This is a genomic window from Spirosoma sp. KCTC 42546 (assembly GCF_006965485.1).
In the GTDB taxonomy this organism is placed as follows: domain Bacteria; phylum Bacteroidota; class Bacteroidia; order Cytophagales; family Spirosomataceae; genus Spirosoma.
In genome coordinates this window covers 2,635,123-2,662,109 of sequence record NZ_CP041360.1, presented here as the reverse complement: position 1 = coordinate 2,662,109, position 26,987 = coordinate 2,635,123, and the positions used below count along the sequence as shown (strand labels likewise).

The following is a 26,987-nucleotide window of genomic DNA, read 5'->3' as shown; positions in this document are numbered from 1 at the left end:
ATAAATCAGGGGTAGAGAATAGAACTAGCGGACATTAGCTTTTATAACGGGACTATAATTGTATTTTGCCACGGCTGTTGTTCGAACGCCAACCCTAAAATAATAGTCTCCTTTCGGCAAATGGGTCTCTGCCCATCTAAATGTGAATGTTCGAGGGATGCCCACAATACTGGCATCGGTTGTTGCAGATGGAATATCCTGTCGCCAAAGGTTAATGAAATAACCGGACGTATTGGAACTAACGCTTTCATCGACAATGGCATAGTCATTGATCATGAAGATTATCTGCGAAATTTTTGTACTCGTATTAGCTGCCGGTTTAGTAATGGTATAGGTAAACGTACTATCGGATACACTTGCAGAAACCCGGTAAAACGGCGTTACCTTAAAATTTACCTCGGTTTTATTCCCGTTGGTGAGCGCTACAGTTGCCGAATCAGCGGGCTGATACAGAAAAGCACCGTCGCGCGGGAGGGCTTTGTATGTTCCGGCAAAAAACTGAGTTGACGAGAATTCGCCATTGGCCTTTAATTCAATATCAGTCGTTCCTGGATTCGGATATTTTACGTTATCCCATTGGATAAACCGCACGGTTCCTCCGCCTGGCTGCCGAAGTTGAAGCGGCTGGCCATTTTCAGCATCGGTCAGTTTACCATAGACCCCCGATTCGGGTTGAACAAAATTATCCCATTTAGCACACCCGCAGAGTGCAATGGGCAGTAGAGAAGAAAGTATACCTAGAAGTTGACGAGTTTTCATGGTTTGATCCGTTTAATAGCCAGGATTTCCGTTACCTAGTTTTGAGCCTGCTTTACTACGTTCGGCAGCGGGAATCTGGAAATAATAGTCCTTAGCCTGGTAGGTTTTCCCACCGCCATTCGGCGTTTTTTCTAAGACGTAATCCCTGGCATTGACGTCGTAGTAGATATAGAGACCCGTTGGAATCCAGCCGCTAAATTCAGTCGTTAACGTGCGCCATCTGCGTAAATCCCAGAACGTCCGGTTTTCAAAAGCCAGTTCGACCGAACGTTCTTTACGGATTTTGTCCCGGTCGATGGTCGTCAGGGGAGCTACACCTGCCCGCGTGCGGAGCTGGTTAATCGCATTCAGGGCTTCAGAAGCAGGTTTCTCTAATTCAAAAGCGGACTCTGCATAGTTCAGCAGCACTTCGCCCAGCCGCATATCCAGCCAGTCGGTCTCTGACGACCAGTCTACACACAAATTGGCGGGTCGGGCAGGATCTAAAAACTTTTTCTGCCAGAACGTAACTGCACCATTGTTGGAATTACCCGTCGCCCGAACTGAATTAGCCGTCGGCGCTGCGACAATCTGCTTCTTGTCAATGTCAAAATATTGATTGAGAGCCGTGCCATTATACTTCACACCGTTGTAGATAACACCCCGCTGGCCGGTAATCTCAGTGCCTTTAAACGGGCTTCCGGTCGAAATGACGGAGCCAAAAAAGCGTGGGTCTTTATTTTTGAAGACATCCTGGAGACTCTTGTAGTGTACGTAAGCAGTGGGCGTGCCAATGTTCAGCGTTCCAGGCGTACCATCCACATAATCAAATCGTTCGACCATATCCAGGGTCGGTGTCATACGGTTAGCATACCCGATAGGCGACTGGATCACTACGGGTAAGGCCATCAAATCCTGCGAATGGGTTCGGCGGGTCGATTCATAGTCCCAGCCTTTGCAGAAAATTGCTTCCGAATTGCCCTGGAGTTCGTAGAAAAGCATCTGGAAATTCTGCGCCTTATCGGTCGGATACTTGTTGAAGAGACTGTATTTGCCGTCGTCAATGATTTTTTTCGAGGCATCGTAGGAAGCCTGCAAATACCCATTCGCCTTTGCCGGGTCAATGCCGACCAATCCCTCTAATTGAACCGTTCCAAATTTGGCAATCGAACCGGCATGAAGCATGGTTCTCGACAATAATGCCAGCGCCACGTATTTATTGGCCCGTCCATAAACACTGGTAGCGGGCAGATTGGCGACGGCAAAGTCAAGATCCGATTTAACCAGATCCCAGACCTCCGCTTCTTTACTCCGGGGCAGGTTCAGGTCGGCGGTATTACCGTTGGTTATGGTTTGCGGCTCCAGTAAAATGGGAACGCCCCCCCAGAACTTTACCAGTTCCTGATAATAATAAGCCCGTACGAATTTGGCTTCAGCTGTGTATGTATTTTTAGTAGCCTCAGGAATATTGACCGTTGCAATCTCTTTGATGAACGTATTGACATTTCGGATGGCGCGGTAGAGTTTTCCCCAGTTTTCATCATTGTTCGACGCATTGGTTGAGTTGGTGGTCTCCCAGGTCCAGTTGGAAGTATAGCCATCACCGTTAGCCGGGAATTCACCAAACCGTCCATTACAAAAGCTGAAGTCCTCGATGGGTAAATCCTTGTACAGGGTGGCAAAGTAGGCTTCAACTGCTTCGGGACTGTTATACACCTGCTCGGGCGTTAACAGATCCACAGGTCGTTTATCCAGTAAGCTATCATTACAGGCATATAAACCACTGATGCATAACAGGATAACGTATTTTTTTAGGCTTTTCATCGTGATTACGGATTAAAAAGAAAGTTGGACACCCAGATTCAGGTTCATCGTCAGTGGGTAGTTGTAGCTGTATAGCCGGTCGTCGGTATATTCAGGATCAACAAAATCAAGCCCTTTCGACCAGGTATAGAGGTTATAGCCATTGGCAAAAACGCGCAGCCCTCTGATGTGCGCCTTAGCCAACATGGCTTTTGGCAAACTATAGCCAACTTCCAGGCTTTTTAGCCGTAGGTAGGTAGCATCGAACCGCCAGAACTCATTACTCTTGTAATTTTGGCGCTGACCGGTTGACGGGTATTTACCTGGAATCCATTCACTGGCAGCATCGGCTACATTGGAGCGATGCCAGCGGTCGTTGAAGATGGATATAGGGTTGGCCGTTTGAAAATAGAAGGGTCTTGATAACTGATCCTGATAAGCCACCTGGTACATGGTTGCCCCCTGGAATAGAACCGCTACATCGAAGCCTTTCCACGATAACGTGATATTGGTACCGAAATAAATGGAAGGCTTGCTCTGTCCGCGTCCAATAACAGTTTCATCAAGGTTGTTGATAATCCCATCGCCGTTTAAATCAACGTAGCGAATGTCGCCCGGCAGAATGGTTCGGTTGCCTGCTCCATCCATAATGGGCCAATTTCGAATTTCCTCGTAGCTGGTAAACTGTCCATCCGTTTTATACCCCCAGACAATGTCGTTATACCGCCCGGCATTCCGGTTCCGCCAGTAATCATAATCGCTGTTAGCCGGTGTTTCTTCGCGGTACCGATACTGCGTCCGGGCATAACTCATGTTGGACGAGATCGAATAGCTAATCCCTTTAACTTTATTGCGGTGTCCCAGCACGATCTCAAATCCCTGCGTACGATCCTGATTCAGGTTTTCCTGGGGCAGGTTTACGCCATACGTGGCCGGAATGGTCGAAATACGATCGGCGAGCAAGCCATCCCGGTCACGCCGGAAGACATCTGCTTCAAACGACAGCAAGCCATTCCAGAAAGCGCCTTCGATACCGAAATCCGTTGTTGTTGAGGTATACCAGGTAATATTCGGGTTTGCCGAGTTTTTAAAGCCGAGACCACCCACGAATGTTGTCCCGAACTGGTAGCCGCTACTGGGATAGGTATAGCCAGTCAGGAACTGAAAAGAAGCACCCGAAATACCGTCATCGCCCAGAATCCCGTACGAACCACGTAGTTTCAGGTTGCTAATAAAGGGTGCGTTGTTGCGAATAAACGGTTCTTCAGATAGCCGCCAGCCAGCCGAAACATATGGGAAGAAGCCCCAGCGGCTGTTCTTTGGGAAACTGGATGAGCCATCGTACCGGAAACCGGCTTCGGCCAGGTATTTACCAGCGTAATCGTAATTCACACGACCCACGTAGCTCATATTGGCACTTGAGCTATAGCCAGATCCAATAGCGTCGGTTTTACGATTGCCAGCCACAAGTTGATCTACGGCGTCGATAATAAACTGCGTGTTGGCATTATTGCTGTTGTTCTCCCGATCAATCTGCTCATACAGACCCAGTGCACCCAGGGTATGCTTGCCGAATGTATGCTGGTAATTGAACGATAACTGAATATCGTTCCGGCGTCCCTGTCCAAATGCTTCGGTTAATCGGGAAGGCGCCAGGTGCGTATACGCCTTCTGAGCCAACTGATTTGTTGCCGGATCAACTACATAGTCGTATTGATTGTATTTCTTGGTAAACTGCTTTCGGAAGCTATAGTTGATATCGTACGCATACTGCGCTTTAACGCTTAATCCTTCGATGAAGGGGAGACGGTACGATAACTGGAAAGTTGAGGTCAGAAACTTTTCATCATTTTTGTTGTATCCACTATAAGCCTCCGAAAAATCGGCGATGGGGTGGCTCAGCGAACTTAGCGGTTGCCGTAAGTAGTTTGGGTCATTGTTTGAGTAGAGTGGTTCAGTTGGGTCCCACTGCCAGGTATTTTTCAATAACGCCCAGATAGCCTGACTTGGCTCTTTGCTAACAGAATTGATGAAGGCCAGATTGGCACCCATAGTTAGCCCTTTCGCCAATTCTGCGTCGATATTTAAGCGCAGGTTGTATTTTTTACCGGTCATTATATCCGAATTGAACAAACCACCCTCTCCGAAATAACCTACTGATGTAAAATACCGAAGCTTATCGGTTCCCCCATTGATAGTCAGGTTATGCTGCTGCTGACCTGCCCGATCGCGCATAACAGCTTTCAGGAAATCCGTACTGGGTAATTTACCACTCTGAAAATCGGTTAGTTGCTGATCCGAATACTTAGGTGGGGTCATCTCCAGCCGGTTACTAATATTGTTGTTAATCTGCTGCTCGTTATAGAGAGTTGCGTACTGATAGGCATTCGACAGTTCCGGATAGCGGGTAATGATCTGCTGCCCATAATGACCTGTATAATTTACCTGCACTTTACCCTGGCTTCCTTTCCGGGTGGTTACCAGAATAACACCATTCGCTGCCTTTACACCGTAGATAGCCGCTGTAGCATCTTTCAGGACAGACACGCTTTCAATTTCATTCGGATCTAAGCGATCGAAACCCGCTTTATCGCGCTGCACCCCGTCGACAATGATCAGTGGTCCGCCGGTCTGATTCCCATTGATGTCGTTGGGATCCGTATAACTAAAGCCCCGTATATCAATCTGTGAATCATATTTGCCCGGCTGACTGGATAACTGCGTAACCCGAACCCCCGGAGCCCGGCCCGTTAATGTGTTGGTTACGTCGCTGTTGGCGTTGATCACCAGTTCCTTGTTGGCAACGGTAGCAATGGCTCCGGTTACGTTCACTTTTTTCTGGACGCCATAGCCAACGACGACTATTTCATTCAGAGCCTTGGCATCTTCTTTCAGGGCTATATCGACACTGTTACGGTTTCCAACCTCAACTTCCTGTGATTCATAACCGACAAATGAAAAAACTAATACAGCCTGACCGGTAGGAACACTTAATGAGTACGTGCCTTTATCGCTGGTTGTGGTACCGCGGGTCGATCCTTTCAAGACAACGCTCACCCCTGGTAAAGCGCTTCCTTTTTCATCGGCGACTTTCCCCGTTATGGTTCGGTCCATGGGTGCACGGTTTAACGAGGCCCCTACTCCTCCGTTCGTTGGTGTTCCCGCAGCTACATCGGTCCGGCGAGCCAGTAACTGCTGAGCTCCGACAGGCATCGCGAGTACACCATTTAGTAGTATGACGGCCCACATCGACTGACGAATTGCCCTCCTCATTCTTCGTTTAGTAGATAATTTTATTTGCATAAACCCGGATTTATTTGGATTAAACATGGCACGAAGAACGCCGGAGGAGATTAAAAATATCTTAATAAAAGCTTAATAATTAGACTTAAAAGCTATATTTTGTGAATTTTCTTATTAGTTCCAATGCGTATTGTTCATTTTGATAGCTAATGAATATCCGGTAAATTAGAGCCTCTATGGGATAGAGCAGTGCCTATACTTACACGTTCAGTAGAAAGCAACAAACCAGCCCTTAGCTTTCCCGTTATAGAAGCTGAATACGAGTAGCAACCAAAAGGACTTTGACAACCCATCGATATATATATCATCGATTCGTACGTACTATCACGTACTGCGTAGTTGTGCTATTGATGGCTTCGACCACCATCAATGCCCAATCGTATGGATTACATTTTGTAGGACATGAAGAAATCCAGGATAGTCGTACCTCACTGAATCTTACCCCTGACCATCCGCTGTGCCTTAAAGGAAATGTCGAGGTTTCGTTTGATCTGATGCTAGTCCCCAATTATCAAACGTACTTTGGCTATATCTTCAGAATTATTCAGGACGATAATCAGAATCTTGACCTCCTGTATGATCAGAAGTCCAGGAGTTTCAAACTCATTATTGGTGGTCGTTTGGCCCAATCGGTTATCCAGATCGATTCAGCAAAACTGTTTCACCAATGGAACCACTTTACCATCAACTGGGATCTAACCCAGCGATCGTTGCTGGTGTCTGTCAACAATACACCGATCATCAGGGATCATGTGGCTTTTAAGGAAAGCGGGTGTTTTAAACTGTTTTTTGGCAGCAATGAGTTTGGGCAATTCAAGTCGAAGGACTTGCCTCCCATGAATATCAAAGACATTGTTCTGACAGAAAATGGTCGGCCAAAACACCACTGGCCGTTGCAGGAAGTAAACGGTGCCACAGCCAGAGATGAGGTTGGCGGGTTGACAGCCACGGTCAAAAACCCAGTCTGGATTAAATCGTTACATACTGCGTGGCAAAAGACGGATCAGTTCACCCTGAAGGGTTATGCGAATGTTGCTTTTGATCCCATTACTGAAACGGTTTACGTAGTTGGCTCCGATAAGCTGTATCAATACGTCGTTCCAACGCACCAGACCACCGTTCATCGGCACAAGAACCCGCCCCAAAATCTGCTCCAGGGTAGTCAGGCCATTTATAATCCATTGACTGGCCGGCTCTACAATTTTTTCGTGGATCAAAAGTCCGTCTACAGTTGTAATCCTTCTGTCGGAGACTGGCTTGTGGAGACCAGTACGCCAAACGCGATTAAGGTAACTGAATACTGGCACGCGAATAAATTCATTTCCCGATTTGATTCGTCACTCTACATTTTAGGTGGTTATGGTCAGTTAACCTACAAAAACCGTATTCTGCGCTACCATTTTGGCACTAGAAGCTGGGATACACTTACTTCAAACGCTAGTGTCTATACGCCACGTTATCTGGCCGCTTTAGGAACAACTTCTTCGAATGACACGGCTTATGTACTGGGAGGATACGGAAGTCTAACGGGCGAGCAAATGCTTAACCCTAAAAACTCGTATGATTTACTGGAATATCTGGTCAGGAAAAATACTTTCCGAAAGGTTCATGAGTTAAACCTTCCTAAAACGGATTTTGCTTTTGCCAATTCGTTGATGATCGATGCAAAATCGAAGCAGTATTACGGCCTTATCTTTCCTAATCAGCAGTTTAAGGCTCAGTTGCAGTTGATTCGGGGGTCGTTGACTACGCCAACGTACGAAGTGGTGGGAAACCCTATTCCTTATTCGTTTCACGATATTCACTCATACGCTGATTTATACTACTGTCCAGTCAGCCAAAAATTACTAGCCGTTACGTTGTATCAAAACGAGGAGAACAATACAACAGACGTAAAACTGTATTCGATTTCCTTCCCCCCTGACGCTCTGAATGTGCAGGCGCAGCAGGATGAATCGGCAACACTTCTTTATGGGTGGCTCGCTTTGGCGATTTCGATAGTGGGAGGAACGATCTTCCTATACGTCCGGCGACGTCGCCGATTAGTAAGCAAGCAGCAGGAACCAGATTCGCCACCTGTCCAACAACAGCCGTTACCAGTCGATACATTGCCACAACCAACGTTGCTGATAAGGCCGGAAATTCCATTAGCTCGTTCGCCCTTGTCAAAGGAACCCGCGTTGATATCCAGCATTTTCTTTTTTGGCAACTTTCAGGTACTGGATCACTCAGGCATCGATATAACCAAATCGTTCACCCCCTTACTGAAAGAACTTTTTCTACTGCTGTCCCTCAACAGCCTTGGTAAACAGCGGGGCGTAGCCTCTGAAAAACTGAATGAAATTCTCTGGCCTGATAAGTCGGGCCGGGAAGCCAGTAATAATCGCTCGGTTAACATTACGAAACTGCGAAATCTGTTAGAGAAGGTTGAGTTTTGTTCGCTGTCAAAGGAGTCTGGTTACTGGAAAATAGAATTCAATTTTAACCAGCAACTGTATGTCGATTATGAACGGTATACGGCCATTATCAATGACAAGACCATTCTGACGAAACAGGCCATTATTGAGTTAGGCGAGATTACGAAACGGGGGCCTTTCCTTCAAAATACGGAGTATTACTGGTTAGACGATTTCAAAGCTGATATTTCGAACAAGATTATTAATACATTTCTAAAGTATGCCAATACATTAACGATCAGCGAGGAGCCGGAGCTTTTAATCCAGATTACAAATTTCATTTTCGATTATGATCCCGTTAGTGAAGACGCCATCATTCTGAAATGTAAAGCCCTGTCGTTAATGGGTAAGCATACGCTGGCCAAGAATACCTTCGAGCGATTTATTCGGGACTATAAAGCCATCTATGGCGAAGAATACGAACAATCCTTCTCAGCCATTATCGACTAAAACGTACTGCGCTCAATCCCTTCCCGAAAAGGAAACAACTGCTTCTGTCAACGCTCTCTAGCGCACTAACCTGGCCCCGGTTCAGGCTGGTGCGCTAGAGCGCATTAGCGCATTTTAACGAGCGTGTTTTTAAAAATTAAGGTTTTATTAAGATTTTATTAAGGTACCTCACTGTACTTAGTGCCGAATTAATCCAGAAAAATAATGGATTTTTGAAATTATTCACACAGAATAGGCTGAATAGTATCATTTTCAATCAGGTTCATAGAATGACCGCAAACTGCTTCTGCTAAGTTAATTCGGCGTTAAAAACAGTATCCTTTATTAACTAGCAGCAAGTATTAAACCAGTAATTCTGCTTTTTCTACGTAAAATTCACCTTATTATGAGTGTGCTAAAGCAACTGACCTCGGCAAAAAAAAGTCCAGTGGCGGCTTCGGAGTCGCTGGAGCTAGACTCTCTTTTTAAAGAATTCTATGATCGACTTGTCTACTTTTCAGTACAACTAATACGGGACCAGGCACAGGCGCAGGACATCACGCAGGATGCATTTATTAAATACTGGCAGGAACGAGAGGCTATATTTCCCAATAAAGTGGCCATCAAAAACTACTTATACAGCACCGTGCGGAATGCCAGTCTGAACGTGATCCGGCATAACAAGGTCGTTGACGACTATCAGGAACAGCATAGGCCATCGGAATCGGAAGAACTGACCATTATGGATGCGATCATATCTTCTGAAGTCATGGCCGAACTTCATTCGGCCATTGAAGCATTGCCCGCTAATTACCGCACTATCTCCGAGATGAGTTATCTGGAAGGCAAAAAAAATCAGGAGATTGCCGATGAGCTAGGCATGTCGATTAACACCGTCAAGAAACAAAAGCAACGGGCGCTTGAATTACTTAGAATGCGACTTTCACCGGAGGTGTTTACGATCTTACTCACCCTCGGGAGTGCCCATATAATGTAACTTTTTGTCATACTGACAAAAGATCCCCATAGGCACTGGAACTAGAGTCAATTTTGCCCACTCTTTCGCTAGACCCAAAAAAAATAGATTAAAATTTATATTCGCTTTATCCTATTTCCTGGTTTGCGTGTCTCTATGGAGTAAAGCAATGCCATGGAAAATTATAGCCGTTATTTTAGACAGGGTGACCTGATCGCTAAATACCTCAAGGGGGAACTCAGCGATCAGGAACGGGAAGAGCTGGATGATTGGATTGCCCAAAGCGATCATAATCAGACTCTATTTACCAGATTAACTCAGGAAGCGACTATTAATACTGAACTGGGCAAATTCGGTTTGGCCGACAAAACAGAAGCCTGGGAGAAAATAGTATCCGAAACAGGCTATAATACGCCAGACCACAAATCGTATATAGGTAGCCGTTTACTCCGTTACGCAGCAGCCGCTGCCGTTGTCATTATTGCGGGACTACTACTCTATCCCTTCAATCACCCATTGCGGCCCACTACCCACATGGCCGAAAAACCAACCGATTTCGCCCCCGGCAGTAACAAGGCCGTTCTGACATTAGCTGATGCGTCGAAAATAATTCTGGACGATGTAGCAGATGGGCAAATTGCCCGACAAGCTGACGTTTTAATCACGAAAACGGCTGATGGACAGCTGTCTTATGCAGAAAGTTCAGCAACGACTTCAAGCAAAGCAGCTACGGTGCCGTCCGGCTATAACACCATTACAACCCCTCGCGGTGGGAAGTTTCGGATTATCCTTCCTGATGGAAGCAAAGTCTGGCTCAATGCGGCTTCATCTCTGAGATATCCTACAAAATTCACGGGTAACGAGCGAACTGTAACGCTTATGGGCGAAGCGTATTTTGAAATAATGCCTCTGAAAAACGCCCATAAGCAAGCCATGCCTTTCCGGGTACGCTCAGCCAGTCAGGTTGTGGAGGTGTTGGGCACGCATTTCAACATCAACAGCTATGCGGACGAAAATAGCGTGAAAACAACCCTGCTGGAAGGTAAAGTGAAGGTCACAAAAACAAGTCCGGATCGGGCAGAAAGTTCAGCGGAAATTATCCTTAAACCTGGCGAACAGGCTCAGTTAACAGCCGACGCCAAGCGCAGGCTTAATCTGGTTCCGGCAGCAGACCTGGAAGAAGCAGTGGCCTGGAAGAACGGGCAGTTTCAGTTTAAAGACACCGACCTGCCTACCATCATGCGTCAGATTTCCCGCTGGTACGATGTTGAAGTTGATTTTCAGGGTAAGCTTCCCGACACAAAATTTAGAGGTAAAATTTCAAGGGATGTACCGCTCTCCCAAATTTTTCAGATTCTCCAGTTAAGTGGTATCAACTTTAAAATAGAAGGCAGAAAAATAACCGTTAAATCCTGATCGACAACGGCTAAACCGGGCCAGGCTCGGAATAGCCCCAGAGTTTTCCATAAAAAAAGCCGGAACGTGTTGCGAGCACTTCCGGCAAAAGCTGGGATTTCTCTGTCAAAAAAACAGAAAAGCAAAACCTGTTGACGTACAAGTTTTTACCAACCCCAAAACCAGCATAAAAGTATGAATTATTCTACTTTTTACCTACGACTGTGCCAGCCAGAATCATGGGCACAGCTTAGGCACCGAATGACTCCCCGATTCATCTATATGAGTCGGGATACGAAACGCAAATGGATTATGCGCCTAAATTTTATCAGCATATTCTTACTAATCGCCTGCCTGCATGTATACGCGGCCAGTTATAGCCAGTTAATTTCAATTAATGAACGGAATGCACCGCTTGAAAAAGTACTGGATAAACTGGAAAAACAGAGCGGTTATTCCTTCTTTCTGCAAACGAATTTGCTAACCAGTAGCAAGCGGGTTACGGTTAGGCTAAAAAATACGCCGTTGGAAACGGTTCTGGAAGAAGTATTTAAGAACCAGCCACTAAGCTATTCCATCGTTAGCAAAACCATTGTTATTAAAAAGAAGGAAAGCGCCACTACTCTTAAACCCGTTAGTGAGGTACCGACGCTTTTTCCCGACGCTAAAGCTGGGCTGAAACTGGATGCCAGTGCGGAATTTGAGCGAAAAACAATCGAACAACTGGTTGGTCGCGTGCAGACTATCCGACCCTTATTAATTCCGATCATCGGAAAAGTCACCGACGAAAAAGGCGAAGGGTTACCGGGTGTGAGTATCGTTATCAAAGGAACGCAACGCGGCACTACAACAGATCCAAGAGGGCAGTTCCAGCTTGAGATCCCCGACCGATCGACTACGCTGGTTTTCAGCTTTGTCGGTTATGAATCGCAGGAGGTTAAGCCGGGCGATCAGGCTACCCTAAATGTAACCTTAAAGGTCAGCGAGCGCGGTTTACAGGAGGTGGTCGTTGTTGGTTATGGCGAACAGCGCAAAAGCGACGTAACAGGTGCTACCAGTACGGTAACAGCCAAAGAAATTGCCAAGCGCCCGCTGATACGGGTCGAACAGGCGTTACAAGGCACTACTTCCGGGGTTGTTGTCGCTAGCAGCAGCGGACAGCCGGGCCGTGGCCTAAGTGTCCGTATCCGGGGCGCCAACTCCATAACGGGTTCTAATGAGCCTTTATATGTTATCGACGGCTTTATCGGCGGAAACATTGAGTCGCTCAATCCGAATGATATTGAATCGCTGGAAATTCTAAAGGATGCTTCGGCAACGGCGATTTATGGGTCCAGGGGGTCAAACGGCGTCGTTCTCATTACGACCAGATCGGGTCAGGAAGGCAAAGCCAAGGTTAATTTCAGCACCTGGTTCAGCAAAGGTATGATGCCGAGAGAGCTCTCGTTGATGAACGCCTATGACTTTGCGCGTACAGTCAATACGCAGTTTGCTTCGACGGGCAACCCGCCTGCTTTTTCGGATGATCGGCTCCAGCAACTAAAAGCCAACGGCGGTAACGACTGGCAGCGTGAACTTCATCAGGAGCCGCTTATTCAAAACTACCAGATTGATTTATCGGGTGGTACGTCGGGTGTGCGGTATCTTATTTCAGCCAATTACCTCGATCAGCCTGGTTTAATTCTCAACCAGTATTACAAACGGGCCACCTTGCGGGCAAATATCGACGCCAAGATCAACGAAAAGATCAACCTGAAATTTAACGTAGCGGCTGTAATCCCCCAGAATCGGAACACGAACTACTCAGGCGATTTGACGGATCCGTTCACGCAGGCAACCGAATGGGATCCGACCTCGCCAGTGCGCGATCCAATAACGGGCGCGCTCGTGTATACAGCCCCCTATGCGTCCATTCAGTACAGCCCTGTAGCGCGGGCACTTGGTCAGTTCGATGAAGGCCGGAACACAAACATTGCGGGAACCGGCATACTGACGTACCAGATTCTGAAAGGATTGACGTTCACAACGAATACGACCTATCAGATTTCCTCGCCATTTAACCAGACGTTGTTTGGACCGGGGACAGGCAATGGGGTCTTGTATGCACAGGTTAATTCGTCCAGAAACTGGAATTTCCAGAACAGTAACTTCCTGACTTACAAAGGCAATTTTGGCGATCATGCCGTTACCGTAACAGCGCTGTACGAACAGCAACAGGGGCAGGGTATGTCGGCAACAGCCCGTGCCAACAGCCTGTCTACTTACGCACTTGGCTACTACAATTTGAGTCTGGGTGGCACGCAACAGACCTCTTCCGGCTACTCTGCTGACGCCCTGCAATCGTATATGGGTCGGGTCAACTATGCCTACAAGGAGAAGTACTTACTCACCGCCAGCGTTCGTGTCGATGGTTCGTCGCACCTGACCGAGAAGTATAGTACCTTTCCTTCTCTGGCGCTGGCCTGGAATCTGTCGAAAGAGAGCTTCCTGCAAACTTCTAAATTGTTTTCAGACCTGAAAATCAGGACAAGTTATGGGCAAACGGGCAATCAGGCGGTGGGCGCGTATGCCACCATTGCGCAAATAACCACGGGTGGAAGCCAGCCAGCTTATTATTACGATGGCAAGACCCCTAGTGTAGCAACGCCACTCGGAGCGCCCGTATCCAATAGCCTGAAATGGGAAACCACTTCTCAATATGATGCGGGTATCGACGCGTCGTTTCTGAACGGTCGCTTACGATTTACCGCCGATGCCTATTTGAAAAATATTTCCAACCTCTTGTATAGCTACCAGGCTCCTTTCTATTTAGGTGGCGGCAATTACTTAAGAAATATTGGTAGTGTTGAAAACAAGGGGCTCGAATTTTCGCTCAGTGGCACACCCATTGCTACGGGGAAACTCCGCTGGACTAGTAATTTCAACATCTCCTTTAATCGCAATAAGGTAACCGATCTGGGAGGTCTCGACAATGTGATCGTTAACGGTGTTGGCTCTGCCCTGAACAGTGCCTCCATTCTGCGAGTTGGTCGCCCACTGGGTGAGTTTTATGGGTATCAATTTCTGGGAACCTGGAAAACGAGCGAAGCCGATCAGGCAGCCCAGTTTGGGATGAAACCAGGTGACGCCAAATATGTGGATGTCAACGGCGATCATGCTTACACAGCAGCCGACCGAGTACCGATCGGTAATGGAACGCCTAACTACTCATTTGGTTTCATCAATGATGTCAGCTACGGCAACTTTACCCTTAGCTTCATGTTCCAGGGAACGCATGGCAACCAGATTTACTCACAGACACTGGCGTACTTGTGGGGTGGCCTGGGTGACCAACGGAACGCCACAACTACTGAAGCGCTGAACATCTGGACAGCCCAAAATCAGACCGACAATCCGGCGTTCAGCAATACCAGCAAGAACTTTAATAACAGTAGCCGTTACGTGTATGACGGTAGCTACACGAAGCTGAAGAACCTGTCGCTTACCTACCGGGTGCCTGATAATCTGCTGAACAAGGCGAAAATCCGCAATCTCGAAGTGTACGTGAGTGGTCAGAACCTCTTCATGATCACCAAATACCCTGGCTATGATCCTGAAGTATCGAATGGAACGAACGCCATCACACAGGGACTCGAAATGGGTGTTATACCAAACCCAAAAACGTATACGATTGGCTTACGCCTTGGCCTATAAGTACTGTTTGTACGATTAAACATTCAATCAGAAGACAAAACCATGAACACCAAATATTCCTTATTCCTTGTCTTTCTTGCCTTGATTTTGGTTAGCGGCTGTCAGAGTTTAATTGAAGACCCCAAAGGCAGTTTGACACCCGGAACCTATTTTAAAACCCAGTCGGATCTGGATGCATCCGTATCGGCTATCTATATTCAGTTTGCGCGGGATGGTGCCTGGGGTTTTACCAACCGAAGCACATCTTATTTTGGCTCAGATGACTTTACAACCGACCCCGGCCTGAATAAAGAAGATTTCCGGCTCTTTGACCGCCTGAGTGGTGGTAGTGGCAACTTAAGTCTGGTAGCTCAATGGCAAGGCCCCTGGCAGGGAATCTATCAGGCAAACAACGTGATCGCTAATTACGCTAAAGTGGGCTCTACAGATGTCCTGAAAAATCAGGCAGCGGGTCAGGCGTATTTCTTGCGGGCCTTAGGGTATTTTTATCTGGTTCGAACATTTGGGCCCGTCCCGATTATTCTGACCCAGATCGATGTAAACGACCGCCCTCCGCGTGATCCGGTCGACAAAGTGTACGCAGCTATCATCAGCGATTTACAGAAAGCGAAGGAGCTGTTGCCCATTTCATTCCCGAACCAACCGGGCAAGGCGAACCAGATGGCCGCCCGCTCGCTCCTGGCCGATGTGTACCTGAGCATGACGGGCTGGCCACTTAACCAGGAGAGTAATTACAAACTGGCTGCCGATGAAGCGAATTCGGTCATGCAATCGGGTGTCTATAACCTCAATACGCCTTACGCAACCGTGTTCACGACCAACAATAGCTCCGAGTCTATTTTTGGTTTCCAGTACAATGTAAGCGGGGGACTTCCGCTTCGGAGTGCAGGGTCGTCTTCTGTACCGCTCGATGAAATCGCAACGAACGGATCAAGTGGCTGGGATGATTATTATCCGGAAATCAATTTCTATAAAAATGCACCCAAATGTTCCCGGACGGATGCAACGTTTTATACAACGATCAAATTACGCCAGCCCGATGGAAAAACGTTTAAGCTGGTTCCCTGGGATTCGCCCGAAACGCACGCTGGTCACCCCTATTACAAGAAGTTCCGGGCGGGTTTAAATGGCGATGGCGTGTCGGAAACCGAAACTACCATAGATGCCATCAATCCGAGTACGAACAAAGTGTACGATGTCATTCGCTATCCACAGGTGCTGTTAATCTATGCCGAAGCATCAGCTATGGCCGCCGGTGGACCAACCGCGGCAAGCTATAGCGCCATCAATCAGGTACGGAAACGGGCAGGTTTGCCCGACCTGACGACAGGCCTTTCGGCGACTGCTTTCCGGGATGCGGTTGTGTATGAACGGGCCTATGAATTTGCGGGCGAGTTCGGTGTGCGGTGGTTTGATATTGTTCGGTTACAGCTACTGCCTCAGATTGTAGCCGCCCGAAGTTCGGCCGAAAATCCAATTCCGGCGAATACAAATTTCGCCCAGAAATACTTAGCCCCCATCCCAGTGAACGAAATGTCCAGGAATCCGACCTGGACACAGAATGACGGCTACTAAGTGAAAGAGCGAAAGAATGAAAGAGTGAAAAACAGTCGCATCAACTTATCCGCTCTTTCACTCTTTCATTCTTTCGCTCTTTCATTATAGGTTGGTTTGGAAAGCATAGTGGAATTTCTGCTATGCTTTTTGTGCGCCGGGAATGCTTTTCAGGAAGATATATTTTTTTAATTAATGATGAATGCGCTGAAAGAATACACTCCTCCCGCAAAGCCATCTCCCCGGCGAGTAGTCCTCTATAAAATTACGGCCGTTTTACTTCCGTTTTTTTTACTAGGATTAATTGAAATTATACTGCGTGCTTTTAACTATGGATATAACGTCGATTTATTCATTGAGTATCCGGCCGATAAAGGGTATTATGTATTAAATCCAGATGCCTCTAAACGATATTTTACGAATCAAAAAATCGCCACTACCGGAAATAGTGAACCCTTTAAAAAGAAAAAAGACGAGAACACCTTACGCATTTTTATCCTGGGCGAATCGACTACAATAGGCTACCCTTATTTTCACAACGGCTCATTTCATCGATGGCTTCAATATCGATTGGCGCACACATTTGCAGATCGAAATTTTGAGATTATCAATCTCTCATTGACAGCCGTAAATTCGTATACCGTCTTTGGTTTTGCCAAAGAACTCATCAATTATGAACCCGATGCTGTTCTGATTTATACTGGGCACAATGAATACTACGGGGCGCTGGGTGTTGGTTCAACCGAACGCATTGGTGGCAATCCGCAACTGGTAGACCTGATTCTATTCCTACGCCAGTTTCGACTCGTGCAGTTGCTGACCAATAGCTACGAAACGCTACAGCGCATGGCCGGAGGAGGCAAATCGAGTTCAGGCGGTACGCGCATGAGGCTGATGGTTGCTGATCAACAGATTCCTTATGGTTCAGATCTGTATGAGCGAGGTGTAGAACAGTTTCGCCGGAACATGGATCGAACTCTTCAATTGCTCTCAGACCAAAGCATTCCGGTTTTCGTCAGCAATCTCATCAGCAATGAAAAAGACTTGAAACCATTTGTTAGTTTTCCTGTCAGCAAGCGTGTTTCCTCCGAATTTAACAAGAAGTACAACCTTGGATTGAATGCCCTTACAACAGGTAATCTGCCAGTCGCTTATTCATATTTCAAGGCGGCTAATCAGTTGAATAACACCCACGCGCTGTGTACGTACTACCTGGGGCGAACAGCTTATTTGCAGGGTGATTTCGTTGCGGCAAAACGACTTTTCTCGCGGGCAAGAGACTTAGATGGCCTGCGATTCCGGGCACCTGAATCATTCAATGGCGTTCTTAGTCAGTTATCTCAGCAATATAAAAACACGCATCTAGTAGACGCTAAAGCCCTTTTTGAAGCCTATTCAGCCAACATGATTATTGGTGATGAGTTGATTTTAGAACACGTTCATCCTGATCTGAAAGGCTATGCCTTATTGTCGGAGGTATTTTATGAAGCGCTGAAAAAAGGGAAGCTTATTACAGTTAACGATAAACAGGAAATGAGCTTTGCCCAGCTACTTCATGATATGCCTATTACGAAAGTAGATTCGCTGGCGGGCTTATATAAAGTAGCCAATCTCAAACGGAACTGGCCGTTTAATGAAGTCATGTCGGCGCAGTCGTTTCGAGTTGAATCGGTTGAAGAGAAACTGGCTTATGGCTTGATGACGCAGCAAACGACCTGGGATGACGCTTTGCGTAATTTGTATGATTTTTACATGCGCAGTAGTGCGTTGAGTAGCGCACGGAAAGTAGTCGAAACGCTGGCACTGGAATACCCGACTGACGCCCGCTATTATGAAAAGGCAGCCATGCTCAGTGGCGAACTGAACGATCAGGAAACGGCTATTTTCTATTTCAAAAAAGCATTTGCATTAGCCCCAACCTTCGACAAAGCACGGTATCTGTTTGTGCTTTATCTCCAACTTGATCGACCTCAGGAAGCCATGCCGTATCTGGATTATGCCATTCAGAACAACCAATCCCGATTTGATTTAAATTCGGTTAAAGCCAATGTAGAGCAGATTATTTCTCTCAAACAACGCTATGCTACTGATTCCACCAATGTGTCGATTTTAAATCAAATTGCCAGCGTCTACTATCGAATGGATAATAAGAAAGGAACATCAAACTATGTACAAAAAATTTTAACGATTGACCCCACAAATAAAGAAGCATTAGCTCTATCCGCACAGCTCAACTATAGCCATCAAGAAAGTAGGCGAAAGTAGTTTTTGTCATGCTGACGCAGGAAGCATCTTAAAGTTTCCTTACTATCAAATTAGGATACCTTAAGATGCTTCCTGCGTCAGCATGACAAAAAAATCTATTCTGACAAAATCAATTTTAAAGTAGGGCCTATTATTCTTCTTATTGACAAAAATTTTACGCAAACTACACTCGTTCTTTATCCAATTTCCTTCTTCATGTGTCTTTATATAGAAATCGACATTTGCTCTTTTCTAACTGGGCACATTCTTAAAAAATACATAACAATACACGCTGATTTCTATGATTCGATTGGACCGAAAAGGGGCAATCCTTGGACTAGTAGTGGGTAGCGCGTTTGCCGCCAGCATGGTGACAGGCGAAGGCCCTCTATCGACGGGTAAGGACTGGCCCAATTACGGAGGGAATAAAGCGGGGAATCGCTACTCACCACTGACCCAGATTAACACCCGGAATGTAACAAACTTACAGGTTGCCTGGATGTATGATGCTGCTGAAAAGCCCGACGCCAACGGTCGTCGGCGCGATCGGGCCATCCAGTGCCAGCCTATTGTTGTGGACGGGATTCTATACGGTACTACACCGGATTTGAATCTATTCGCCCTGAAAGCAGGTACTGGTGAACAACTCTGGCGGTTTGAACCGTCACGGAACGATCGACGCAACTCGAATCGAGGGGTTGTGTACTGGCAGAGTGGAACTGATAAGCGGATTCTGTATACGGTTGGCTCCAGTCTGTATGCCATCAATGCAGCAACAGGTGAGTCTATTTCCAGTTTCGGCACCGACGGTAAAGCCGATTTGCATGAAGGCCTGCAAACCAATCTGGACCATGATGTGAGCAAGCTGTCGGTGAATGCGACCTCACCGGGGATTGTATACCAGAATACGTTTATCATCGGATCGAGCGTATCGGAGTCGGGCGATGCCGCACCCGGTCACATTCGGGCGTTCGACGTAGTGACGGGCAAACTGAAGTGGGTATTTCATACGATTCCACAGCCGGGTGAATTGGGTTACGACACCTGGCCAAAAGATGCATACAAGAAAATCGGGGCTGTCAATAACTGGAGTGGCATGTCGCTCGATGACAAGAGGGGCGTCGTGTATTTTGGGACTGGCTCCCCCGCGTCCGATTTCTACGGAGGTGACCGTAAAGGCCAGAATCTCTTTGCTAACTGCATCATGGCACTAGAGGCCGAAACAGGCAAACTAAAGTGGTACTATCAGACCATTCACCACGACCTGTGGGATCGGGATCACCCCTGCCCACCGAATCTCATTACCCTGAATCGTAACGGGAAACGAGTCGATGCCGTTGTACAGACGACCAAAGATGGATTGGTGTATGTACTGGATCGGGATAAAGGCACGTCACTATTCCCAGTGGAAGAACGCAAAGTTCCGATCAATGGCTTACCTGACGAACATCCCTGGCCGACACAGAAATACCCTATTAAACCGCTACCGTTAAACCGACAGGTATACACTGAAGCAGACATTACTGATCTGTCGCCGGAAGCACATGCCTACGTAAAAGAGCGTTTTCTTCAGCTTAAAACGAATAATAAATTCGCTCCACCGTCCGAAAAAGGCACGTTGCTTTTTGGCTACAGTGGTGGGGCCGAATGGGGCGGCAATGCCATCGATCCGTCGGGGATTCTTTACCAGAATGTCAACGAAGAGCCCTGGGAACTGATCATGACCAAACGGGCTGACCTGGCGCAGCGTAACACACCCGTCACGGCTGGCAATGCATTGTATATTGCGAATTGTGCCGCCTGTCATGGGCAGGATCGACGCGGAAGTGGTCCCGAACTGCCTTCGCTCATCGATATTGGTAAAAGGCGGTCGGTCGATGAGATCAAAACCCTGCTAAAGACCGGCAGCGGTCGGATGCCCTCCTTTGGCCATCTGTCGGACAAAGACCGTGATGCGCTCATTAGTTTCCTGCTGAACACCGAAACCGGATCGCCAAAGGTGGCTCAGGCTTCCACGAATACGCCTGCTTCAGCGAACAAGAGTGGCTTCCCCTATGTGCCAACCTACGTGAGTAAAGTCTGGCAACGCTTTACAGATAAAGAGGGCTATCCGGGTATCAAACCACCCTGGGGCACGTTGAACGCCATCGACCTGAACACGGGTGATTACCTCTGGCGGGTGCCGCTGGGCGAATACCCGGAACTGGCAAAGAAAGGTATTCCTACAACCGGTACCGATAGCTATGGTGGGCCACTGGCAACAGCAGGCGGTCTGGTGTTCATAGCAGGAACCAAGGATGAAAAAATTCGGGCGTTCGACAAAAAAACGGGGAAGGTTGTCTGGGAATACCAGCTTCCGGCGGGTGGTTTTGCAACACCCATTAGCTATGAGGTAAATGGAAAACAATACATCGTCATTGCCGCTGGAGGAGGAAGAGGTCAGAAACTTGGCGGAAACTACATCGCCTTTGTGTTGAAATAGAACGCTGATTTTTATGAAAACCGCTCTTTCACTCTTTCATTCTTTCGCTCTTTTCATTAGCCTAGCCCTTGGCCTAAAACCAGTTATCGATGTTCCCGAAACAGAGATTTCTAACGGGCTTATTCATGCACAGTTGTACCTGCCTGATGGGGAGACTGGCTATTACCGGGGCACACGTTTCGACTGGTCGGGTGTAGTGGCCAGTCTGGATTACAAAGGACATACGTATCACAGCAAATGGTTCGACACCTACAATCCTACCACTCACGACGCCATCATGGGACCGGTCGAAGAGTTTGGACCATTGGGGTACGCGACGGCTAAGCCGGGCGGAACATTTGTCAAAATTGGTATTGGCAGTCTGATCCGGTCCGACGAGAAACCGTATAACTCATTTAAATTTTATATCCTGGCCAATTCGGGTAAATGGGCTATAAAAAAGAAAGCCGATCAGGTGCAGTTTACGCACACACTTGCCGATAGCACGTACGCCTACGAGTACAAGAAAACACTGAAACTCACCAAGGGTAAACCCGAACTGGTGATTACGCACAGCCTGAAAAATACGGGAAAGCGTCCGATTGAAACGACCGTCTATAACCACAACTTTTTCGTCATTGACCAACAGCCAACCGGCCCAGCGTATGCTATTACGTTACCAGCGACCAGCCTTTCCACCGAAGGTGGCAAAGGTCTGAATGACCTGGTCAAACTTCACGATAACCAGCTTAGCTACCTGCGCGAGTTAGGCAAACGTGAGCAGGCTTATTTCCCCAATCTCACTAACGGAAAATCAGTGAGTTACGCCCTTGCCGTCGAAAACACAAAAACCGGAGCGGGTGTAAACGTAACCGGTGATCGGCAGATTGACCGATTGGTGTACTGGTCTTCGGCCACAACGGTTTGCCCTGAACCTTATATCAACCTGAATGTGGAACCGGGCAAAACCATTACCTGGCAGATTACCTACCAGTATTATATAAAAGACCCGTCAAAATAATACCCTAACTGAACTAATTTCTAGACCATTAACGGAACATAAACTTGATATGGCGAAGCCAGAAATACAAACCGAAACGAACCGCCGGAACGCACTTAAGCTGCTGGGACTGGGGTCAACCGCAGGCATCTTTGGTCTTTTCGATAGTCCTGAAGCCAGGGCCGAACACTATACGACTCCAGCCTACGCCAAAGGTGCGGCTCCCGTAACTATCAAGAGTGTTCGGGCTATCACTACCGCACCGGGAGGAGCTAATCTGGTCATTGTGAAAGTCGAAACATCTGAACCGGGCTTATACGGCCTGGGCTGTGCCACCTTCACCCAACGAGCCCAGGTGGTCATACCGGCCATCAATACGTATCTGAACGATTTTTGTGTCGGGAAAGATGTCGACAACATTGAGGATATGTGGCAGTCGGCCTATGTCAGCTCCTACTGGCGGAACGGGCCTGTGCTGAACAATGCCCTTTCCGGGCTGGATCAGGCTTTGTGGGACATTAAAGGCAAACGGGCCAACATGCCGGTTTATCAACTTCTGGGCGGAAAAACCCGGATTGCCGTGGATACTTACACACACGCCAGCGGACCAACGCCCGAAGCCATCGCCGATAAAGTACAGCAATTTATGGAAATGGGGTTCCGTCATGTGCGGATTCAGCAGGGAGGCTACGGCGGAGTCGGTGCCATGAATGACTTAAAACCCGATTTCAAAACGGCTGGCTTTGGCCGGGAAACCGATGATTTTTCCGACCAACGGACGTATCTGAAACGGGTGCCTAAAATGTTCGATGTGGTGCGCAAACGTTGTGGGGAAGACGTTCAGTTGTTGCATGATATGCACGAACTGACCGAGCCCATCGACGCCATCAACATGATCAAGGGTCTGGAGGAATACCGGCCTTTCTTTATCGAAGACCCCTTCTCCCCGGAGAACATGAGCTGGTTCAAACTACTGCGTCAGACAACCGCCGTACCCATTGCCATGGGCGAACTGTTCAATAACATCAATGAATTCAAAGAACCGATGGCCAACCATCTGTTCGACTTTATCCGGATTCACATTTCGCAGATTGGCGGCATTACGCCAGCCATGAAAGTGGCTCGGTTGGGTGAGTGGTTCAATGTCCGCACGGCCTGGCATGGCCCCGGAGATACCTCGCCCGTGGGCCATGCGGCTAACAACAGCATCGATATTGCGGTCTGGAACTTCGGCATTCAGGAGTCGCAGATGTTTAATGATAAAGTAAAAGAAGTGTTTCCGGGTTGCCCAATCATCAAGAATGGGTATTATCAGGTGAGTGAGTCACCAGGTTTGGGGATTGACATCAATGAAAAGGAAGCAGCCAAGTACCCCATTGGCACCAAATCGCGCTGGACAGTTCGTAAAAATGACGGTACCATTTTGAAGCCGTAGCGGCTTAAACTCCTATTTCCTACTTACATGAATACGTATAAGTTCGCATTCAGTTTTGCGGCTCTAGGGCTGCTTATTGCCCTGTATTTAGCATTTACCGGTGCGTTCGCTCAGGCTGGGCCATTTTTTATTGCCTTTTTTGTAGCCTTGGCCATTGGTTTTAGAGGCTACGAGGCATTAAGAGGCTTTTCTTATACCGTTGTCATTTTCGCTTCCGTCACAACGGCCCTGTATTATCCAGACTACTTTGTGGAAGTCAATGGATTTAAGCTATCCGGCCTGATTACGCCCCTCATCCAGCTCATCATGTTTGGCATGGGTACGTCGATGAGTGCCGAGGATTTTGTTGGGGTCGTCAAAATGCCTAAAGGGGTTTTCATTGGCGTAGTGAGTCATTTTCTAATCATGCCGCTGCTGGGTTTTACGCTGGCAAATCTGAGCGGGCTACCTCCCGAAATTGCGGCTGGTATCATTCTGATTGGCTGCTCGCCCAACGGTATGGCATCGAATGTAATCTCCTACCTCGCAAAAGCTAATCTGGCGCTATCCATTACCATTACCGCCATCTCGACGACCATCTCCCCGTTCGTTACGCCTTTCCTGATGAAATTACTGGCGGGCGCTTTTGTGCAGATCGACGCCCTACACATGATGTGGGATATTATCAAGATGGTGATTTTGCCCATCGGTGCCGGGTTGTTGTTCAACAAGTTTCTAAGCGGTAAATCAAAATGGCTCGATGAGGCCATGCCGCTGGTATCGATGTTCGGCATTGCCTTCATTATCGTCGTGATTACGGCAGCCGGAAGAACCAATCTCTTAACCATTGGCCCTGTGTTGATTGGCCTGGTGCTCATTCACAACCTATGCGGGTATTTGCTTGGCTATTCGTCGGCTCGCTTATTTAAGATGGATGAACGCGATTGCCGAACCATTGCGATCGAAGTGGGTATGCAAAACGGTGGACTGGCTTCGGGTATCGCCAATCAGATGGGTAAGATGGCAACGGTCGGTCTGGCTCCGGCCATCTTCGGCCCACTCATGAATATTACCGGTTCCATTCTGGCTTCCTGGTGGCATCGCAAGGCAAAAGACGAAACGAGTTCAACCATTCCTGCCGATGAATACACGACTCACTAACCGGAGGCCATCTGGCTATTGGCCGGTTTCTCTATGCCTTTCGGCTTGGTTAGGAATCGCCATGATGGGACTGAAGGGCGTTAATCCACATATCGATCAGTCAGCTACCGATTCGAACTGGCCCCAATACGGTGGTCGGCCGGATCAGTCCAAATATGTGCGCCTAGACCAGATCACGAAGCAGAATGTTGGCCAGTTAAAAGTGGCCTGGCATTATCCGACGGCTGATAAAGTCGAGTATCTGTTTAACCCGATCATCGTCGATGGGGTGATGTATGTGCTGGCGAAGAATAATTCGCTGGTAGCGCTCGATGCGGCAACGGGCAAGGAACTCTGGATCCATGCGAATCTGAATGGCATCACCTGGCGGGGCATCAATTACTGGGAAAGTAAAGATCGTAAAGACCGGCGATTGCTTTTCTGCCTGAACAATACCTTACAGGCCATCGACGCGCAAACGGGTAAGTCGATTCTGAGTTTCGGCACCAACGGTTCGATTTCGTTGCGGGAAGGATTAGGCCGCGATCCATCGACAATCGGGCGCATTCAGTCCACTACGCCTGGCTGTATTTTTGACAATCTGATTCTTTTGGGATCATCACCCGGCGAAAACCTGTTTTCAGCACCGGGTCATTTGCGGGCTTACAATGTCGTTACTGGTCAACTCGCCTGGGTGTTTCATACGATTCCCCATCCGGGCGAGTTTGGCTACGACACCTGGCCGAAAGATGCCTACAAATACGTGGGGGGAGCCAATACCTGGGGTGAAATCACCCTCGACGAAAAACGCGGCATTGCCTATTTTCCCGTTGGCTCCCCTACCTATGACTACTATGGTGCTGACCGGATTGGTAGTAACCTGTTTGGCAACTGCCTCCTGGCCCTCGACGCCCGTACCGGCAAACGGCTGTGGCACTTCCAGACGGTTCACCATGATTTATGGGATTATGACCTGACGGCAGCCCCGCAACTGCTGACGGTTCGGCACAAGGACCGGTCTGGAGGGACGAAGCTAATTGATGCTGTAGCGATAGCCACCAAGCAGGGGTTCTTATTTGCCTTTGATCGGGTCACAGGCAAGCCGTTGTGGCCTATTCAGGAAAGGCCCGTACCGGCGAGCAATATGCCCGAAGAACAAGCCTGGCCAACGCAACCCTTTCCGACCGTACTCCCGCCTTTTAACCGGCAAAACGTAACCGTCAATGATATCAATCCATACATGACGACAGAAGAACGGGAGTCTTGGAAAACTCGAATTGCAGCGGCCAAAACAGGTTTGTTTACTCCAATTTCTGATCAATATGAGGTAATTGCCATGCCCGGAGCTGTGGGTGGTGCTAATTATGGAAACACAGCCGCTAACCCGCAACAGGGAATTATGTACGTAGCGGCTCAGGAATATCCATCCGTCTATCGACTCGCAAAAACCGAACTGGGTCAGGCTGCGTTATCCGCCGATCAGGTAACACGGGCCATGACTGTCTACAAAACTAATTGCCAGTCGTGTCATGGTGCCAATCGAGCGGGTGTTGTCGGCCCATCGCTGCTGGACATCGGTACACGGCTCAACTTTGACAACTTCAAAGGCGTGGTTGCGGTGGGTAAAGGACAAATGCCTGGCTTTCAGCATATCGATGAACAGACGCTAAGCGCCCTGTATCGGTTTCTGGGCGGTACCATCGAATCCGCCAATCGTCGGCCTCAGGGTGCTCCAGTCGGTTCAGTAGCGATGCCTGATGGACCTGTGGTTGCTTCGGGTGGCGCACCTGATGTACCCAGTGGTTTTGCGGCCATGCGATCTGCCAATGCATTACGCGCTTACCCCGAAGGAGTGGCCAGACCCGCCAATAAATACTCCTCCGGATACGGATTGGAATATTCCAATCTGCTGAGTCCACCCTGGTCGTTTATTGTCGCCTACGACCTGAATACGGGAACCATTAAATGGAAGAAGATAATCGGGCAGGATATCCGGGTGCTAAAGCAGGGTGGGAAAGCTACCGGTACGCCCATTGGCTCGCAACGGAAAGGAATGATTGTTACATCGAACGGGCTACTATTCGCGACATCCAAGGGAGGGAAGATTTATGCTTTCGATGCTGAAACGGGCCAGACGCTCTGGACGGATGAACTGCCGAAAGAAACGCAGGGGCTACTATCTATGTACGAAGCGAAAGGACGTCAATACCTTGTGGTTAGCTCTACGGCCAGCTTTACCGTCGAGAGTGTGGCTAAAGACGATACAAGTATTCGGGCTAATGGATTACCATCGGGTTACGTCGTGTATGCCCTTCCTGAAAATGATCATAAATTAATAGAACACGGATTATTATGATCTGCATGATTTACACAGATCATAC

14 protein-coding genes are annotated in these 26,987 nt (G+C 47.9%); 11 read left to right on the top strand and 3 right to left on the bottom strand.

Features of this window, described 5'->3' with window-relative positions:
- Positions 1-24 precede the first annotated feature (24 nt).
- The 3 genes from EXU85_RS10690 to EXU85_RS10680 are packed head-to-tail and all read right to left on the bottom strand — an operon-like array spanning position 25 to position 5,814.
- A complete protein-coding gene (locus EXU85_RS10690; protein WP_142772077.1) occupies positions 25-759 on the bottom strand; it encodes a DUF3823 domain-containing protein in 735 nt (244 codons plus the stop codon).
- A 12-nt stretch (positions 760-771) separates the two neighbouring features.
- A complete protein-coding gene (locus EXU85_RS10685) occupies positions 772-2,562 on the bottom strand; it encodes a RagB/SusD family nutrient uptake outer membrane protein (protein WP_142772076.1) in 1,791 nt (596 codons plus the stop codon).
- 12 nt (positions 2,563-2,574) lie between these two features.
- On the bottom strand, positions 2,575-5,814 hold the full coding sequence (locus EXU85_RS10680) for a TonB-dependent receptor (protein ID WP_168207768.1): 3,240 nt from the start codon (positions 5,812-5,814) through the stop codon (positions 2,575-2,577).
- Positions 5,815-6,194: 380 nt separating this feature from the next.
- Between EXU85_RS10680 and EXU85_RS10675 the strand changes: the two genes are divergently transcribed.
- The 11 genes from EXU85_RS10675 (at position 6,195) to EXU85_RS10625 (ending at position 26,962) form a co-directional block, all read left to right on the top strand.
- Entirely contained in the window at positions 6,195-8,750 is a 2,556-nt protein-coding gene (locus EXU85_RS10675; RefSeq protein ID WP_142772074.1) for a galactose oxidase, read from the top strand.
- Between the two features lie 385 nt (positions 8,751-9,135).
- The gene (locus EXU85_RS10670; protein ID WP_142772073.1) at positions 9,136-9,726 is read left to right on the top strand and encodes an RNA polymerase sigma-70 factor; all 591 of its coding nucleotides are present in this window, start codon (positions 9,136-9,138) and stop codon (positions 9,724-9,726) included.
- Between the two features lie 153 nt (positions 9,727-9,879).
- Positions 9,880-11,121 (top strand): FecR family protein, encoded by a 1,242-nt coding sequence (locus EXU85_RS10665; protein WP_142772072.1) that lies wholly within the window; start codon positions 9,880-9,882, stop codon positions 11,119-11,121.
- Positions 11,122-11,295: 174 nt separating this feature from the next.
- Positions 11,296-14,793, top strand: coding sequence for a TonB-dependent receptor (locus EXU85_RS10660; RefSeq protein WP_142772071.1), 3,498 nt, complete (start codon positions 11,296-11,298; stop codon positions 14,791-14,793).
- Positions 14,794-14,835: 42 nt separating this feature from the next.
- Positions 14,836-16,368: a RagB/SusD family nutrient uptake outer membrane protein gene (locus EXU85_RS10655; protein WP_142772070.1), complete on the top strand. Its 1,533-nt coding sequence runs from the start codon at positions 14,836-14,838 to the stop codon at positions 16,366-16,368.
- Between the two features lie 174 nt (positions 16,369-16,542).
- Complete coding sequence (locus EXU85_RS10650; RefSeq protein WP_142772069.1) at positions 16,543-18,612, top strand: hypothetical protein; 2,070 nt, start codon at positions 16,543-16,545, stop codon at positions 18,610-18,612.
- A gap of 280 nt (positions 18,613-18,892) precedes the next feature.
- Complete coding sequence (locus tag EXU85_RS10645; protein WP_142772068.1) at positions 18,893-21,073, top strand: PQQ-binding-like beta-propeller repeat protein; 2,181 nt, start codon at positions 18,893-18,895, stop codon at positions 21,071-21,073.
- Between the two features lie 13 nt (positions 21,074-21,086).
- Positions 21,087-22,073 carry a hypothetical protein gene (locus EXU85_RS10640; protein WP_142772067.1) on the top strand — a complete coding sequence of 329 codons (987 nt, stop codon included), beginning with the start codon at positions 21,087-21,089 and terminating at the stop codon, positions 22,071-22,073.
- A 49-nt stretch (positions 22,074-22,122) separates the two neighbouring features.
- Positions 22,123-23,487, top strand: coding sequence for an enolase C-terminal domain-like protein (locus EXU85_RS10635; protein ID WP_142772066.1), 1,365 nt, complete (start codon positions 22,123-22,125; stop codon positions 23,485-23,487).
- Between the two features lie 27 nt (positions 23,488-23,514).
- Positions 23,515-24,627, top strand: a complete 1,113-nt coding sequence (locus EXU85_RS10630; protein WP_142772065.1) for a bile acid:sodium symporter family protein — start codon at positions 23,515-23,517, stop codon at positions 24,625-24,627.
- Positions 24,608-26,962 (top strand): PQQ-binding-like beta-propeller repeat protein, encoded by a 2,355-nt coding sequence (locus tag EXU85_RS10625; RefSeq protein WP_142772064.1) that lies wholly within the window; start codon positions 24,608-24,610, stop codon positions 26,960-26,962. Before EXU85_RS10630 ends, EXU85_RS10625 begins: the two co-directional genes overlap by 20 nt.
- Positions 26,963-26,987 lie beyond the last annotated feature (25 nt).